This window comes from Streptomyces sp. NPDC059355 (assembly GCF_042752335.1).
GTDB lineage: Bacteria > Actinomycetota > Actinomycetes > Streptomycetales > Streptomycetaceae > Streptomyces.
On the sequence record NZ_JBHYXN010000029.1, the window covers coordinates 78,358 to 94,299 of the forward strand.

The 15,942-nt window shown below is 73.1% G+C and carries 10 protein-coding genes and 1 pseudogene; 7 read left to right on the forward strand and 4 right to left on the reverse strand.

Annotated elements, in window-relative coordinates; genetic code table 11:
• Positions 1–2 precede the first annotated feature (2 nt).
• Both ACFXGI_RS25630 and ACFXGI_RS25635 read right to left on the reverse strand, forming a co-directional pair.
• The gene (locus tag ACFXGI_RS25630; protein ID WP_384710970.1) at positions 3–1,265 is read right to left on the reverse strand and encodes an ADP-ribosylglycohydrolase family protein; all 1,263 of its coding nucleotides are present in this window, start codon (positions 1,263–1,265) and stop codon (positions 3–5) included.
• The gene (locus ACFXGI_RS25635) at positions 1,262–2,248 is read right to left on the reverse strand and encodes an ADP-ribosylglycohydrolase family protein (RefSeq protein WP_308284643.1); all 987 of its coding nucleotides are present in this window, start codon (positions 2,246–2,248) and stop codon (positions 1,262–1,264) included. The genes ACFXGI_RS25630 and ACFXGI_RS25635 overlap by 4 nt, the downstream gene beginning before the upstream one ends.
• Before the next feature lie 280 nt (positions 2,249–2,528).
• On the opposite strand from ACFXGI_RS25635, the gene ACFXGI_RS25640 reads away from it, so the two are divergent.
• The 5 genes from ACFXGI_RS25640 (at position 2,529) to ACFXGI_RS25660 (ending at position 10,848) form a co-directional block, all read left to right on the forward strand.
• Entirely contained in the window at positions 2,529–3,260 is a 732-nt protein-coding gene (locus ACFXGI_RS25640) for a VIT1/CCC1 transporter family protein (RefSeq protein ID WP_384710973.1), read from the forward strand.
• A gap of 344 nt (positions 3,261–3,604) precedes the next feature.
• Positions 3,605–8,161 carry a glutamate synthase large subunit gene (gene gltB, locus ACFXGI_RS25645; RefSeq protein WP_384711011.1) on the forward strand — a complete coding sequence of 1,519 codons (4,557 nt, stop codon included), beginning with the start codon at positions 3,605–3,607 and terminating at the stop codon, positions 8,159–8,161.
• A complete protein-coding gene (locus ACFXGI_RS25650; RefSeq protein ID WP_384710976.1) occupies positions 8,154–9,614 on the forward strand; it encodes a glutamate synthase subunit beta in 1,461 nt (486 codons plus the stop codon). Before gltB ends, ACFXGI_RS25650 begins: the two co-directional genes overlap by 8 nt.
• Before the next feature lie 212 nt (positions 9,615–9,826).
• Complete coding sequence (locus ACFXGI_RS25655) at positions 9,827–10,663, forward strand: Scr1 family TA system antitoxin-like transcriptional regulator (protein WP_384710979.1); 837 nt, start codon at positions 9,827–9,829, stop codon at positions 10,661–10,663.
• Positions 10,648–10,848 carry a DUF397 domain-containing protein gene (locus ACFXGI_RS25660; protein ID WP_384710982.1) on the forward strand — a complete coding sequence of 67 codons (201 nt, stop codon included), beginning with the start codon at positions 10,648–10,650 and terminating at the stop codon, positions 10,846–10,848. The genes ACFXGI_RS25655 and ACFXGI_RS25660 overlap by 16 nt, the downstream gene beginning before the upstream one ends.
• 29 nt (positions 10,849–10,877) lie before the next feature.
• On the opposite strand, the gene ACFXGI_RS25665 is transcribed toward ACFXGI_RS25660, so the two are convergent.
• Both ACFXGI_RS25665 and ACFXGI_RS25670 read right to left on the reverse strand, forming a co-directional pair.
• Complete coding sequence (locus ACFXGI_RS25665) at positions 10,878–11,306, reverse strand: hypothetical protein (RefSeq protein WP_384710985.1); 429 nt, start codon at positions 11,304–11,306, stop codon at positions 10,878–10,880.
• Between the two features lie 118 nt (positions 11,307–11,424).
• Positions 11,425–14,355: an AAA family ATPase gene (locus tag ACFXGI_RS25670; RefSeq protein ID WP_384710988.1), complete on the reverse strand. Its 2,931-nt coding sequence runs from the start codon at positions 14,353–14,355 to the stop codon at positions 11,425–11,427.
• A 355-nt stretch (positions 14,356–14,710) separates the two neighbouring features.
• On the opposite strand from ACFXGI_RS25670, the gene ACFXGI_RS25675 reads away from it, so the two are divergent.
• Together ACFXGI_RS25675 and ACFXGI_RS25680 are read left to right on the forward strand one after the other, a co-directional pair.
• Positions 14,711–15,208, forward strand: a complete 498-nt coding sequence (locus tag ACFXGI_RS25675) for a hypothetical protein (protein WP_384710990.1) — start codon at positions 14,711–14,713, stop codon at positions 15,206–15,208.
• A gap of 157 nt (positions 15,209–15,365) precedes the next feature.
• A pseudogene (locus ACFXGI_RS25680) lies at positions 15,366–15,942 on the forward strand (hypothetical protein); the annotation flags it as partial.

The following is a 15,942-nucleotide window of genomic DNA, read 5'->3' on the forward strand; positions in this document are numbered from 1 at the left end:
AATCATCCCTTGGGTGAGGTGAGTTCCGTACGGGCGAGCAGCGCGGCGAGTTCGACGAGGTCGGTGCCGGCGAGGCGGGGGAGGGCGCAGCCGGAGAGGGTGCGGCAGGCCTCGCGCCAGGCGGCCGGGATCGAGTCGCCGCCGCCGAGGGCGCCGGTGAGCGCGCCGGCGAGGGCGGGGGCGGAGTCCGCGACGCGGGACAGGCAGGCGGCGGCCGGCACGGCCTCGGCGGCCCGGCCGCGGGCGGCGGTGGTGAGGGCGAGGGCGACGGGGACGGTTTCGGCGGCGGCGATGCCGTAGCTGTAGACGTGGTCCACGATCTCGTGTTCGAGGGTGGGGACGATGGCGAAGGCCCCGCCCTCGGTGTGGACGCGGGCGAGTTCGACGGCGTGGCGGGCGTTGCGGCCGATCTCGGTGGCCTCGGGGAGCTGGCCGAGGGCGGCGTCGACGGCGGTGTCGGTGTCGGCGCCGGCGAGGGCGGCCGCGATGGCGGCGGCCATGGCGCGGGCGCCGTGGACCCCGTCGCCGTCCTGGGTGTAGCGGGCGTCGAACTCGGCGAGGTCCGCGGCTGCGGCCGGGTCGCCGGGGTGGACGACGGCGAGCACGCAGGCGCGCACGCAGGCGGCGTCGTCGAAGTAGTGCGGGTTGTCGTGGCCGGTGGCGGGCGGGCGCAGGCCGGCGGCGAGGTTGCCGAGGCCGGCCCGGACGGAGATCCGGGCGCGCAGGGGCAGGACCGCGGACTCCACCTCGGGGGCGCGCTCCGCCGCCGCGGCGATCTCGCTGGCCAGCGCGTTCCAGGCGAGGTCGATGGCGGCCCGCATGCGGCGGGACCGGCTGAGGTCGCTGAGCAGCACGCCGGCCGCGGTGAGCACGGATTCGGCGGCGAAGGCGGCCCATTCGGCGTCGTCGGAGGGGCCGAGACGCAGGGGCTCCGGGGGCTGGTTGAGGGCGATCGGGACGGGGAGGGTGGTGGTCTGGTTGTGCTCGGCGAAGGTGTCGAGCTCGCGGGTGAGGCGGCGGGTCCACTCGGGCATGCGGCTGGCGCGGTGCCGGGCCGCGGGCCATCCGGCGGCGTCGCCCGCGGCGAGCCCGAGCAGCACTCCTTCGATCCGCCGGATCCCTGCGGGGGGCCGGGGAGGCTCCGCGGCGGCCACGAGGATCCGGGGGACGAGAGCCTGTGCGGCCTCCACGGGGGCGGTACGCACCTGCGCGCCCGGCGCGGCGTCGACCGCCGGCGGGTTCGGGGGGACGGCGGGGGGCGTCATCGGGGGGTCTCGGATTCCGGGGTGAGGAGGTCCGCGATGTCCAGGACGTGGTAGCCGCGCATGGAGGGGAGGCAGCTGCCGCGGACCGGGCCGATGGCCTTGGCCCACTGTTCCGGGATCGCGGCGACGCCCGACAGCGCGCCGGAGAGGGCGCCGGCCACCGCCGCCGTGGTGTCCGCGTCCCGGCCCATGTTCACCGCCGTCAGGACCGAGGAGGTGAAGTCCCCGCCGCAGGCGGCGAAGGCGCCGAAGGCCAGGCCGACGGCCTCCGGGGCCAGGTCGGTCCAGGGGTAGCCGCCGATCACCACGGCGGAGCGCACGGCCCGTTCGCCGCGGGGGGCCGCCGTCACCGCCCGGCGCAGGGAGCGGGCCGTCCAGGAGTCGGACGGGATGACGGACAGGGCCGCCGAGATGACGGAGGCGGGCGAGCCGCCCGCCATGGCCGCCGCGACGCCGGCCGCGACGGCCTGGCCGCCGTAGATGCCCTCGCCGTCGTGGCTGACCGAGCCGTCGATGGCGACGAGCCGCGCCGCTTCCGCCGGGCGGCCGGCCGCGAAGACCCCGAAGGGGGCCGCCCGCATCGCCAGTCCGTCCGACCAGGCGTGCCGGTGCTGGGCGGAGATGGGGGCGGCGAGGCCCCGGCGGAGGTTCTCCAGCGTGCCGCGTTCGCTGAAGCCCGCCCCGCGGAACGGTCCCTCGTCGAGGTCGGCGATCCAGTGGTGCCAGGCCCGCTCGACGTGGGAGACGGTCAGCGCGGACCCGTGGCGGGCCAGCAGCAGCCCCGAGAAGATCGCGTACTCGGTGTCGTCGGTGCCCGCCGGGTCGTCCGAGACGAAGCCCTCGATGCGGCCCCATTTCGCCCGGATCTCCGAGGGCTTCATGTTCTCGGCGGGGGCGCCGAGCGCGTCACCCGTCGCGAGGCCCAGAAGAGCGCCCCTGGCCCGTTCGAGGAGGACCTGCGGATTGCATGCAATCAGCTTCATCGGCTCCATGGCGCGCCTCTCCCACTGTGGATGGGGCTCATCATGAGCCCTTGGGGGATTTGTGCCATGGCATGTGGTTTGTCGCTTGTCGCGAAACACCCCGCCCGCGCCCCCGTCACCCGGTCGCCGACCCGCGAAACCCCAGGTAAGTACGGCCTTCCTTGCTGGCGGGCGGCAGAAATCGTGCGTAGTTTCGAGGTGTTCCGGGGGAGTGGGTCCCTGCGTGTCGCGCAGGGCGTGGTTCCGCGTACCCGCTCGTACAAAAGGGGAGGAATCCATCATGTCCCTCATCGACATCGAAGCACCGCTGCACACCGCGCACCGCGACAACCACACCCACCGTGACGTCAACGGCGGATGGCTGCGGCCGGCCGTGTTCGGGGCGATGGACGGGCTCGTCTCCAACCTCGCGCTGATGACCGGTGTGGCCGGCGGCGCCGTCGCGACGCAGACCATCGTGATCACCGGGCTGGCGGGCCTCGCGGCCGGAGCCTTCTCGATGGCGGCCGGCGAGTACACCTCCGTCGCCTCGCAGCGCGAGCTGGTCCTCGCCGAACTCGACATAGAACGTGCGCAGTTGCGAAAGCACCCCGTCGACGAGATGGAGGAGCTGGCCGAGCTGTACGTCTCGCGCGGGGTCGAGCCGTCGCTCGCCCGCGAGGTCGCCATGCAGCTGTCCCGCGACCCCGAGCAGGCGCTGGAGATCCACGCCCGCGAGGAGCTCGGGATCGACCCGGACGACCTGCCGTCGCCGATGGTCGCCGCGGTCTCGTCCTTCGGCTCCTTCGCGCTGGGCGCGCTGCTGCCCGTGCTGCCGTACCTGCTCGGCGCCACGTCCCTGTGGCCGGCGGTGCTGCTCGCCCTGGCGGGGCTCTTCGCCTGCGGCGCGGTCGTCTCCCGGGTCACCGCGCGGAGCTGGTGGTACAGCGGTCTGCGGCAGCTGCTGCTGGGCGGCGCGGCGGCGGGTGTGACGTACGTCCTGGGAACCTGGATCGGCGGAGCCGTAGGCTGACCGCGCAAGCAGTGAGACACTATGCAGCCCGTAGCATAAGTAGTCCGTTACTCGGCGGTTTCGATCCCGTGTCCGCCGGGCATCAGACGAGGGCGCCGCGCGCCGGGCAACGATGCCCGCCCCGCTGCGGAAGTCTCCACATTCTGCTTCGCGCAGTGTCCGCATGGTGAAACGACATATCCGCTTCTCGGAATTGCAGTCATCATGTAACCTGCACGAAATTTCGCAGAGGGCCAACGTCGTCCCTCGGCTATGACACATATGCCGCTACGACGACGGGAGAGCCGATGCGTTCCGCATCCACGCACTCCGCGACCGGCCTCAGCACCACCGCCTGGTCGCCCATGGACGGTCGCCCCGCCCCCCAGGGCATGTACGACCCGCGCAACGAGCGCGACGCCTGTGGCGTCGGCTTTGTGGCCAACCTCAGCGGCGAGGCCAGCCACACGCTGGTCGAGCAGGCGCTGACCGTATTGCGGAACCTCGAGCACCGAGGCGCCACCGGATCCGAGCCCGACTCGGGCGACGGCGCCGGAATCCTCTCCCAGGTCCCCGACGCGTTCCTGCGCGAGGTGGCCGGATTCGAGCTCCCCGAGGCCGGCGCCTACGCCGTCGGCATCGCCTTCCTCCCCGCCGACGGCACCGCACAGGCCGCCGCCGTGGAGCGGATCGAGGCCATCGCCGCCGAGGAGAACCTGACGGTCCTCGGCTGGCGCGAGGTCCCGGTCACCCCGGACCTGCTCGGCAACGGCGCCCGCGCCACCATGCCGGCCTTCTCCCAGATCTTCGTCGCCGACGGCCGGAGCACGGACATCGTGCTCGACCGCAAGGCGTTCGTGCTGCGCAAGCGCGCCGAGCGCGAGGCCGGGGTCTACTTCCCGTCGCTCTCCGCGCGCACCATCGTCTACAAGGGCATGCTGACCACCGGCCAGCTGGAGCCCTTCTTCCCGGACCTCTCCGACCGCCGCTTCGCCTCGACGCTGGCCCTGGTCCACTCGCGGTTCTCGACCAACACCTTCCCGTCCTGGCCGCTGGCCCACCCGTACCGCTTCGTCGCGCACAACGGCGAGATCAACACGGTCAAGGGCAACCGCAACTGGATGAAGGCCCGCGAGTCCCAGCTGGCCTCCGACGTCTTCGGTGACGGCGCACTGGAGCGGATCTTCCCGATCTGCACCCCGGACGCCTCCGACTCGGCCTCCTTCGACGAGGTCCTGGAGCTCCTGCACCTCGGCGGCCGCTCGCTGCCCCACGCCGTGCTGATGATGATCCCGGAGGCGTGGGAGAACCACACCTCCATGGACCCGGCCCGCCGCGCGTTCTACCAGTACCACTCCACGCTGATGGAGCCCTGGGACGGCCCGGCCTGCGTCACCTTCACCGACGGCACCCAGGTCGGCGCGGTCCTCGACCGCAACGGTCTGCGCCCCGGCCGCTACTGGGTCACTGATGACGGCCTCGTCGTCCTCTCCTCCGAGGTCGGCGTCCTCGACATCGACCCGGCCAAGGTCGTCCGCAAGGGCCGCCTCCAGCCCGGCAAGATGTTCCTCGTCGACACCGCCCAGAAGCGGATCATCGAGGACGACGAGATCAAGGCCGGTCTGGCCGCCGCCGCGCCCTACGCGGACTGGCTGGAGTCCGGCGAGATCGAGCTGACGGACCTGCCCGAGCGCGAGCACATCGTCCACACCCACGCCTCGGTCACCCGCCGCCAGCAGACCTTCGGCTACACCGAGGAAGAGCTGCGCGTCATCCTCGCGCCGATGGCCCGTACCGCGGGCGAGCCGCTCGGCTCCATGGGCACGGATTCCCCGATCGCGGCCCTGTCCGAGCGCCCCCGGCTGCTCTTCGACTACTTCACGCAGCTCTTCGCGCAGGTCACCAACCCGCCGCTGGACGCCATCCGCGAGGAGCTCGTCACCTCGCTGCTGTCCTCGCTGGGCCCGCAGGGCAACCTGCTGGACCCGACCGCGGCGTCCTGTCGCAGCGTCACCCTGCCCTTCCCGGTGATCGACAACGACGAGCTGGCCAAGCTCATCCACGTCAACGCCGACGGCGACATGCCGGGCATGAAGGCCGCCACCCTCTCGGGCCTCTACCGGGTCTCCGGCGGCGGCGAGGCGCTGGCCGCCCGCCTGGAGGAGATCCGCGGCGAGGTCGACGCGGCCATCGCGGGCGGCTCCCACCTGATCGTCCTCTCGGACCGCCACTCGGACGCCGAGCACGCGCCGATCCCGTCGCTGCTGCTCACCTCCGCCGTGCACCACCACCTCATCGCCACCAAGCAGCGCACCCAGGTGGGCCTGCTGGTCGAGGCCGGCGACGTCCGCGAGGTCCACCACGTCGCGCTGCTCATCGGCTACGGCGCCGCCGCCGTGAACCCGTACCTCGCCATGGAGTCCGTCGAGGACCTGCTGCGCGCCGGTACGTTCCTGTCCGGCCTGGAGCCGGAGCAGGCCATCAGGAACCTGATCTACGCGCTCGGCAAGGGCGTTCTGAAGGTCATGTCCAAGATGGGCATCTCCACCGTCGCCTCCTACCGCGGCGCCCAGGTCTTCGAGGCCGTCGGCCTGAACGAGGAGTTCGTCGGGGCGTACTTCCAGGGCACCGCGACCAAGATCGGCGGCGCCGGCCTGGACGTCATCGCCAAGGAGGTGGCCGCGCGCCACGCCAAGGCGTACCCGGCCTCCGGCATCGCGGCCACGCACCGCGCGCTGGAGATCGGCGGCGAGTACCAGTGGCGCCGCGAGGGCGAGCCCCACCTGTTCGACCCGGAGACGGTCTTCCGCCTCCAGCACGCCACCCGCAACCGCCGGTACGACATCTTCAAGAAGTACACGGACCGGGTGAACGAGCAGTCCGAGCGCCTGATGACGCTCCGCGGGCTCTTCGGCTTCAAGGGCGCCGAGGAGGGGGGCCGCCCCTCGATCTCCATCGACGAGGTCGAGTCGGCCGCCGACATCGTCAAGCGCTTCTCCACCGGCGCCATGTCGTACGGATCCATCTCCCGCGAGGCGCACGAGACCCTCGCCATCGCCATGAACCAGCTGGGCGGCAAGTCCAACACCGGTGAGGGCGGCGAGGACCCGGACCGCCTGTACGACCCGGCGCGGCGCTCGTCGATCAAGCAGGTCGCCTCCGGCCGCTTCGGCGTCACGAGCGAGTACCTGGTCAACGCGGACGACATCCAGATCAAGATGGCGCAGGGCGCCAAGCCCGGCGAGGGCGGCCAGCTGCCCGGCCACAAGGTCTACCCGTGGGTCGCCAAGACCCGGCACTCCACCCCGGGCGTCGGCCTGATCTCCCCGCCGCCGCACCACGACATCTACTCCATCGAGGACCTGGCTCAGCTGATCCACGACCTCAAGAACGCCAACCCGGCCGCGCGCATCCACGTGAAGCTCGTGTCCGAGGTCGGTGTCGGCACCGTCGCCGCGGGTGTCTCCAAGGCCCACGCGGACGTCGTCCTCATCTCCGGCCACGACGGCGGTACGGGCGCCTCGCCGCTCACCTCGCTGAAGCACGCGGGCGGCCCCTGGGAGCTCGGCCTCGCCGAGACCCAGCAGACCCTGCTGCTCAACGGGCTGCGCGACCGCATCGTCGTCCAGACCGACGGCCAGCTCAAGACCGGCCGCGACGTGGTCATCGCCGCGCTGCTCGGCGCCGAGGAGTTCGGTTTCGCGACCGCGCCGCTCGTCGTCTCCGGCTGCGTCATGATGCGCGTCTGCCACCTGGACACCTGCCCGGTCGGCATCGCCACCCAGAACCCGGTCCTGCGCGACCGCTTCTCCGGCAAGCCCGAGTTCGTCGTGAACTTCTTCGAGTTCATCGCCGAGGAGGTCCGCGAGATCCTGGCCGAGCTGGGCTTCCGTACGATCGAGGAGGCCGTCGGCCACGCCGAGCTCCTCGACACCAGCAAGGCCGTCACGCACTGGAAGGCGCAGGGCCTCGACCTGGAGCCCCTCTTCCACGTGCCGGCGCTGCCCGAGGGCGCGGTCCGCCACGCCCTCATCGAGCAGGACCACGGCCTGGAGAAGGCCCTCGACAACGAGCTGATCAAGCTCGCGGCCGACGCGCTGAACGCCGAGACCGCCGAGGCCGCCCAGCCGGTCCGCGCGCAGGTCGCCATACGGAACATCAACCGGACCGTCGGCACCATGCTCGGCCACGAGGTCACCAAGAAGTTCGGCGGTGCGGGCCTGCCCGAGAACACCATCGACCTGACCTTCACCGGTTCCGCAGGCCAGTCCTTCGGCGCCTTCCTGCCGAGCGGTGTGACGCTGCGCCTGGAGGGCGACGCCAACGACTACGTCGGCAAGGGCCTGTCGGGCGGCCGGGTCGTGGTCCGCCCGGACCGCGGCGCCGACCACCTCGCCGAGTACTCGACCATCGCCGGCAACACCATCGGCTACGGCGCCACCGGCGGCGAGATGTTCCTGCGCGGCCGCACCGGCGAGCGCTTCTGCGTCCGCAACTCCGGCGCCCTGGTCGTCTCGGAGGGCGTGGGCGACCACGGCTGCGAGTACATGACCGGCGGTACGGCCGTCGTCCTCGGCGAGACGGGCCGCAACTTCGCGGCGGGCATGTCGGGCGGCGTCGCGTACGTCATCGACCTCGACCCGCACAACGTCAACGTCGGCAACACCGGGGCGGTCGAGACCGCCCTGTCCGACACCGACAAGCAGTGGCTGCACGATGTGGTGCGCCGCCACGAGGAGGAGACCGGCTCGACCGTGGCCGCGAAGCTCCTGGCTGACTGGGACGCCGCGGCGGCCCGCTTCAGCAAGATCATCCCGACCGCGTACAAGGCAGTGCTCGCCGCCAAGGACGCCGCTGAACTGGCCGGACTCTCGGAGTCCGAGACCACGGAGAAGATGATGGAGGCGGCGACCAATGGCTGACCCGAAGGGCTTCCTCACCACCCCGCGCGAGACCGCCTGTTCCCGTCCGGTCGCCGACCGGCTGAAGGACTGGAACGAGGTCTACGTCCCGGGCTCGCTGCTCCCGATCATCAGCAAGCAGGCCGGCCGCTGCATGGACTGCGGCATCCCGTTCTGCCACAACGGGTGCCCGCTCGGGAACCTGATCCCGGAGTGGAACGACTTCGCGTACCGCGAGGACTGGTCGGCGGCGTCGGAGCGGCTGCACGCCACGAACAACTTCCCGGAATTCACCGGGCGGCTGTGCCCGGCCCCGTGCGAGTCGGCGTGCGTGCTCGGCATCAACCAGCCGGCCGTCACCATCAAGAACGTCGAAGTCTCGATCATCGACAAGGCGTGGGACAACGGCAACGTCACCCCGCAGCCGCCGGAGCGGCTGTCAGGCAAGACGGCGGCCGTCATCGGTTCGGGTCCGGCCGGTCTGGCCGCGGCCCAGCAGCTGACCCGGGCCGGGCACACCGTGGTGGTGTACGAGCGCGCGGACCGCATCGGCGGCCTGCTGCGGTACGGCATCCCCGAGTTCAAGATGGAGAAGGTGCACATCAACCGGCGCATCGAGCAGATGCGCGCGGAGGGCACCAAGTTCCGTACGGGTGTGGAGATCGGCCGCGACCTGGACGCCGTACAGCTGCGCAAGCGGTTCGACGCGGTCGTCATCGCGGCGGGCGCCACGGTCTCGCGCGACCTGCCGGTGCCGGGACGCGAGCTGCGCGGGATCCACTTCGCGATGGAGTACCTCCCCCTCGCGAACAAGGTCCAGGAGGGCGACTTCGTGGCGCCCCCCATCACGGCCGAGGGCAAGCACGTGGTCGTCATCGGCGGCGGCGACACGGGCGCGGACTGCGTGGGCACGGCCCACCGCCAGGGCGCGGCCTCGGTGACGCAGCTGGAGATCATGCCGCAGCCGTCGGAGGACCGGCCCACGGGCCAGCCGTGGCCGACCTTCCCGATGCTCTACAAGGTCACCTCGGCGCACGAGGAGGGCGGCGAGCGGATCTACTCCGTCTCCACCACCCACTTCGAGGGCGACGAGGACGGCAACGTCCAGGCGCTGCACCTGGTCGAGGTGGAGTTCAAGGACGGCAAGCTGGAGCAGAGGCCGGGCACCGAGCGGGTCCTCCCGGCCCAGCTGGTCACCCTGGCGATGGGCTTCACCGGCACCGACCAGGCCAACGGCCTGGTCCAGCAGTTCGGTCTGGAGCTGGACGCCCGCGGCAACGTCGACCGCGACGCCTCCTACGCGACCAACGTGGACGGCGTGTTCGTGGCCGGCGACGCCGGCCGCGGCCAGTCGCTGATCGTCTGGGCGATCGCGGAGGGCCGCTCGGCGGCCCGAGGCGTCGACCGCTACCTGACGGGCACGAGCGCCCTCCCGTACCCCGTCAAGCCGACGGACCGCTCGCTGATGGTGTAACGGCCGTCCCCCCTCCCTCTGGGGAGGACCCCTCATACGGTCCGTACAACGAAGTGCGGAACTCTGACACAGCGCCCGCCATGTCCCCGACCAGGGATGGCGGGCGCTGTGGCGTTGCGTAGTCGTTTCACTGCGTTCCGTTGAACCGGCCTCGCCGTGAGGACTACGCTCTTTCGCGGAGCGAGGGCACTGTGGAAGCGGGGAGTTGGCTCATGGCCAAGTCGAACGGCGAGGGTGGCGCGCAGACGCCGGACGAGTTCGCGCGTGAGGAACTGCGGGGGAAGCGCGAGGCGGCGGGGCTGACCCAGGAAGGACTGGGCGAGCGAATCTTCGCCACAGGGTCGTACGTCGGGATGATGGAGAGCGGGCAGCGCCGACTGCGCCCTGAGATCGCCAAGCTGATCGACAGGGAGCTCAACACCGGGGACTACTTCTTCCGCCTGGCCAAGGCCTTCAAGTCCAAGCACATCGAGTATTTCGCGGCCGTGGCCGAGTTGGAGTGTGCAGCGACCGCCACGTACGACTACGCCTGCACGCTTGTTCCGGGGCTGCTCCAGACGGAGGACTACGCCCGGGCCGTGATCCGGGGGGCGAGCCCAACCGCGCTCGCCGAGCGCGTCGAAGCGCTGGTGGCAGCTCGCATCGAACGCGCACAGCTCCTTGTCGACCCTGAGTCCCCCGAGATGTGGGTAGTCCTGCACGAATCGGTGCTGCGGACGGTGGTCGGAGGTCCTGCTGTGATGGCCGCTCAGTTGCGGCACATCTCGTCGTACGTCCGGGCCCATCGGATCACCGTGCAGGTGGTGCCGTTCTCGGCCGGTGCCCATGGGGCGCTGAACTCGCTCGTGCGTATCTTGCAGTTCGTCGACGCGCCCGACGTGGCCTACACGGAGGGGCCCCACGCGGGGCAGTTGCTCGACTATCCGGCGCTGGTTCAGCGGTACTGGAGGTCATACGATCTTGCCAGGGCCGCTGCACTGTCGCCGGAGGTGTCCCTGACCTTGATCGAGGCGGTGGCGGAGGAGTACGCGACATGCGCGCAGACGTGAACGGCCTGTCCTGGCGGAAGTCCTCCTACAGCAATGGAGAGGGCGGCGACTGCGTCGAGGTCTCCGGCGACCTCCCCGGTATCGTCCCCGTCCGCGACACCAAGCTGGCCGGCGCCGGCCCGGTGCTCGTGTTTCCGGTTGCCGCCTGGTCTTCCTTCATCCGGGGCGTGAAGAGCCGGGGCTGATCCCGTACCGCAGCCGCCGGCGGGGTCGGTCACTCGGGCTGGACGACCGTGGCGGCCCAGCGGAGGGTCGGGGTCGAGGCGGTGACCACGGCTCCGAAGCCGCCGTGCAGGCCCGTGCCCAGGGGGATGGTGATGCGGGCCGGGGTGTCCGCGGGACAGTCCAGCGTGAAGGGGGCCGGGTTGCGGTCCGGGTGTTCGTCGAGGGTGAAGGACACGACCATGCTGCCGCCGCCCTCGCAGGCGAACGTGGTGTAGGTGTCCAGGCGCGGGGAAAGGCCGCCCGAGACGAAGCCGCTGGAACCGGTCACTTCGGGTACCCAGATCAGGCCGTCGGGGCCCGGGTGGGGCAGGAGTTCGTCCTGTGCCGCCGCCTGGGCGGTGCCGGTGGCCAGGGCGAGGGCCGCCGCTGTCGCCGCGAGCGTGAGCGCGGTGCGTCGTCCCTCGAACGTGTGCTTCATGGGTCCCCCCGGAGGTGCGTCTCGGGCCGTGTTCGACTTCCCCCACGCTAAGGGCCGGCACTGACAACGCCGGTTCATCGGGAGCGCGGTGGCCGGGGACGGGCGCACGGCGTCGTACTCAAGGAGATGCTGCGGACCGCGCGGTGAGGGTGGCCAAGGCGGCCCGGGTGGTGACGCCCGTCTTGCGGAAGATGTGGGACAGGTGGGTGTCCACCGTGCGGGGGCTGAGGTAGAGGCGGGCCGCGATGGCCGGGGTGGTCAGGCCCTCCGTCACCAGGGCCGCGATCTCGCGTTCGCGGGGGGTGAGCTGGGGGAGGGGAGTCTGGGCGGGGGCCGGATCGGGGGCCGGATCGGGGGCCGGCGCGGTCGGGGGGAAGAGGTCCGCCAGGCCTGTGAGGAGGCGGGAGCCGCCCGTCTCCGCCAGGCGCCGGCCCCGGTGCCACAGGGTCGACGCCCTGCGGGAGCCGCCCGACCGGGCCGCGAGAGGAGCGGCCATCAGCAGGGCCTGGGCTTCCCAGAGGGTGGCTCCGGAGCGGGCCGCCTCCGTTGCCGCCCGGACGTAGAGGTCCGCCGCCGCAGACGGCTCGCCCCGCGCCTCCCGCAGCACGGCCGCACTGCGCAGGGCCGAAGCGTGCTGGCTGGGGAGGCCCAGGCGTGCCGCGTCCTCGGCGGCCCGGGCCGCCCAGGACTCCGCCTCCTGGAGGTCCCCGGCCGCCACGGCTGCGGTGACCAGGGCCTCCAGGAACAGCGGGCGCATCGACGGCTGGAGGCCCGTGAGCTCCGGCCCGCGGCCCGCCCGCAGCATCGCGGACCGGGCCCGCTGGTGGTCCCCGGAGTACAGGGCCGCGTAACTCAGGACGCACCAGCCCAGCGAGGCCCACCAGCTGCTGCGCACCCCGGCCAGCTCGACCGCCTCCTGGGCCACGGAGAGCGGGACGGGGTCGCCCGGCGGCAGGTAAGGGATCAGCACCTGGGCCTTGTTGCCCAGCACCAGGCCGAGGAGCTCGTCGCTGCCGGTGCCGCGCGCGATGTTCTCCGCCTCCTCGGACAGCTCCAGCGCCGACTCCAGCCGGCAGGTGTTCATGTGGACGACCGCCTTGCACACCAGCAGGTGCGGCAGCAGGTGCGGCGGGCCCACCCGCCGGGCCAGCGCCAGCCCCCGGTCCGCGTGCCGCTCCGCCTCCGGGTACCGGTCCAGGTAGAACTCCGTCCAGGCCAGCCGGGCCAACGGCTCGCACAGATCGACCAGTTCCCGGTCGGCCAGCGCGTCGACCCGCGCCGCGGCCCGGTCGGCCAGCCTCCGGGCCCTCGCCGGGTCACCCCCGTACGTCTCCCCGAGCGCGGCCGTGGTCAGCGCCCCCGCCGCGGCCGGCTCGTTCCGCAGCCGCAGGGCCAGCCCGAAGGCCCGCAGCACGTCCTCCCGTACCTCGTCGTACGACAGGACGTGCGGCGCGCACGAGCCCAGCTCCAGCCCCAGCGCCAGCGCGTCGGCCGGGCGGGGGGCGCGCGACAGCTCCCGGCGCAGCAGCGCGACCGCCTCCCCGTACCGGCCCAGGTGGCGCTCCACCGAGGCGCTCAGGGTGACGGCGGCCGCGCGCAGCCCGTCGTCCGGGTCGGCGCCGTCCACCTGTGCGACGAGGGACGTGAGGAGGTCCCGGCTCGCGCGCAGCTCGCCGCACGCGCTCAGCGCCCGGGCACGTCGCAGCAGCAGTCCGCGGCGCCGGGCGCGGTGTTCCGGTGTGTCCGGCAGGATCCCCAGCACCACCCCGAGCCAGTGCGCGCAGCTCGCCGGGGCCGTGGTCTCCGCCTGCCCGGCCGCCTCCAGCAGGGCGGCCGCCGCCTGCGGGTCCCAGCCGGTCAGGGCCCGCTCCACGTGGTGGGCCCGTACGGCGGCCGCCGCGCCCGCCCCGGCCAGCGCGGCGGCCGCCCGCCGGTGCAGGCCCGTGCGTTCCCGGGGCTCGGTGTTCTCGTAGACCACCGTCCGCAGCACCGGATGCCGCAGCGACCAGCTCCCGCCGGGGCCGGGGCGCAGCAGGTCCCGGCCGGACAGGACGGCGAGGTGCCCGTCGAGCAGTCCGGGGCCGGCGACCCCGGCGGTCGGCGCGAGCAAGGGTGCGGTGGCCTGGTCGCCGAGCACCGCCACCGCCTCGGCGGTACGGCGCTGCCCGGCGGTCAGCGGGGTCAGCTCGTCCAGCAGCAGCGCGCCGAGCCCGCCCGCCGGGACGGCCGGGACGGCGAACTGGCCCTGGAGCAGGGTGAGGAAGTAGAGCGGGTTGCCCCCGCTGGCGGCGTACAGCCGGCCCGCGCGGTCGGGCGGCAGTCCCGGCGCCAGCTGCTCCACGCACGTCCGCTCGGGGAGCGGGCCGAGGTCCAGCCGCAGGACGGCGCCGGTGTCGACGCCCCGGGTGAGCGCGGCGGCGAGGGAGGCCGAGGTCTGCCGGTCCCGGCGGGCCACGACGAGGATCACGGGCCCGCGCGGGGGGTGGCGCACGAGGTGATCGAGGAGTTCGAGCGAGGCGGGGTCGGCCCAGTGCAGGTCGTCGAGGGCGATGAGCAGCCCCAGCCGTCCGCCGCCGGTGCTCCGGGCCAGGACCGTGAGCATCCGCGCCGCCGCCCGGTGCACGACGAACCGGTCCACCGGCGCATCCGGCCCGCCGAGGGCGTCCGAACCGCCGTAAGGGGCCCGGTCCGGGTCCGCGCCCGTCCGACCCGTCGCGCCCGTCGTCCCGTACAACACGGGGGCCACCGCGGGGTCGGCCTCCTGCCCGCGCGTCGCCTCCGGGTCCAGGTCGGCGAAGGCGTCCGTGAACAGCCGGAAGGGGATGTGCCGTTCGTACTCCGTGGCCCGGCCGCGCAGCACCGTCAGGCCGCGGGCCCGGGCCCGTCGGCACACCTCCGTGAGCAGCCGGCTCTTGCCCATGCCCGCCGGTCCCGTGAGGTCGACCACGCCCGGAGCGTCACCCTCCGCCCCGCCGACCACCGCACCGATCACCGCGTCCAGCCGGTCGAGTTCGGCCCCCCGGCCGACCAGCGGAGTCCTGTCCACCATGGTGCCTCCCCGCAGGAACCGGTACCCGCCTTCGGCGCCGGGGATACGTGCGGGCTACCTAGGTGGTTCTACGGATGCCGCCCGCGCGGCCCGGCTGTCAGCATCGAAGAGGTTCCGGTCCTGCCCGTTGGGAGTCCCGATGCGTCGATTACGCCTGCGCGCCAGCGCGTTCCTGTCCCTTTCCGCTCTCGTCCTCGCGGGCTGCTCAGGCGCGGGGCCGGGGGCGGACACCAGGGGCGGAGCAGCACGGTCCAAAGCCTCCGCGTCCCCCTCCGCTTCCCCTTCCGATTCCCCTTCCGCTTCCGCTTCCGCCCCGGCCTCCTCGGGCGTCATCCCCTCGGCCGCACCCGCCCCCGTGCCGACCCTGCCGTGCACCTCGACCACGGGCCTGGACGCCCGCGCCCTGACCGATTACCTCAAGGGACTCAAGAGCAGCGACCGCGCCGACTCCCAGGCCCTCTTCATGGTGGACGACGGGATGTACTTCCGGCTGGTGAAGACCCAGCCGCCCTGCGAGCCGGTCCCGGTGAAGCTCGGCTTCTTCCGGGTGGACATGACCCACTCCGCCGACTCGGCCGGCTACAAGTTCACCTACACCCCGCTCCGTACGCTCACCCTCGCCGTGGGCCCCTCGGACGGCAAGGTCGACGGCAGCCTGCCCCCGGCGCCCTCGGGCTGCGGCGGCGTCCTGTCCGTCGCCTACGTGGGGCGGGATCTCGTCGAGAGCGACCTGCCGCACAGCCTGCGGCTGCCGGCCAAGGACTCGACGCTGGACTGGGTGCTGATCGACGTGGACCGCGACGGCGTCCTGGACGCCGTCTTCAAGCCCCCGCCCGGCACACGGGACTGCTGACCTGCCGGACGGAACCCGCCCGGCCGGGCGGGACGGTGCACCGTGGGGGTGCGCACCGCTCCGCCCGGCCACGCGGCACGGGCCCTGTCGGCCGGACGGGGTCATCCGCGGGGCGTCGCGGCGCGGTCGAGGGGAGCGCGGTGTAGCAGTGGGCCCCATGCCCTCCCGAACACCGCTGCGCGGCCTCCTCGGCGCCCTCCTGCTCCTGCCCCTCGCCTCCCTCACGCCTCTCCCGGCCGCCCTCGCCGCGGACGGCGGGCGCTCCGTCGACTACCGGGGGCTGCACCTGACCCTTCCCGCGGACTGGCGGGTCGTCGACCTCGACCGCGATCCCGGGGCCTGCCTGCGCCTGGACCTGCCCACCCTCTACCTCGGGCACGCCGGCACCCAGGCCCGGTGCTCCGGGCGGCGGGCCGTGGCCGACCGCGCCGACACCTTGCACCTGGAACCCCTTGCGGGCGCCCTGCCGCGCGCCGACGTCCCGACCCTGCCCGTCGGGGGCGGGGACGCGCTGCCGGCCGCCGAGGGGGACAGCGGCGAGGTGCGGTACGCCCTCCACGGGCCGGGGGTGATGGCCACGCTCTCCTACGGGGCCGGGCCGGAGACCGTACGCACCCTGCTGGCGCGCGCCGTCGAAGGGACCCCGGAGCCGGCCGGACCGCCGGCGGGGGGGGGGGGGCCGCGCCCGGCGCCCCCCCGCCGGGGGCGGGGCGGGGCGGGGCCCCGGCGGCCGC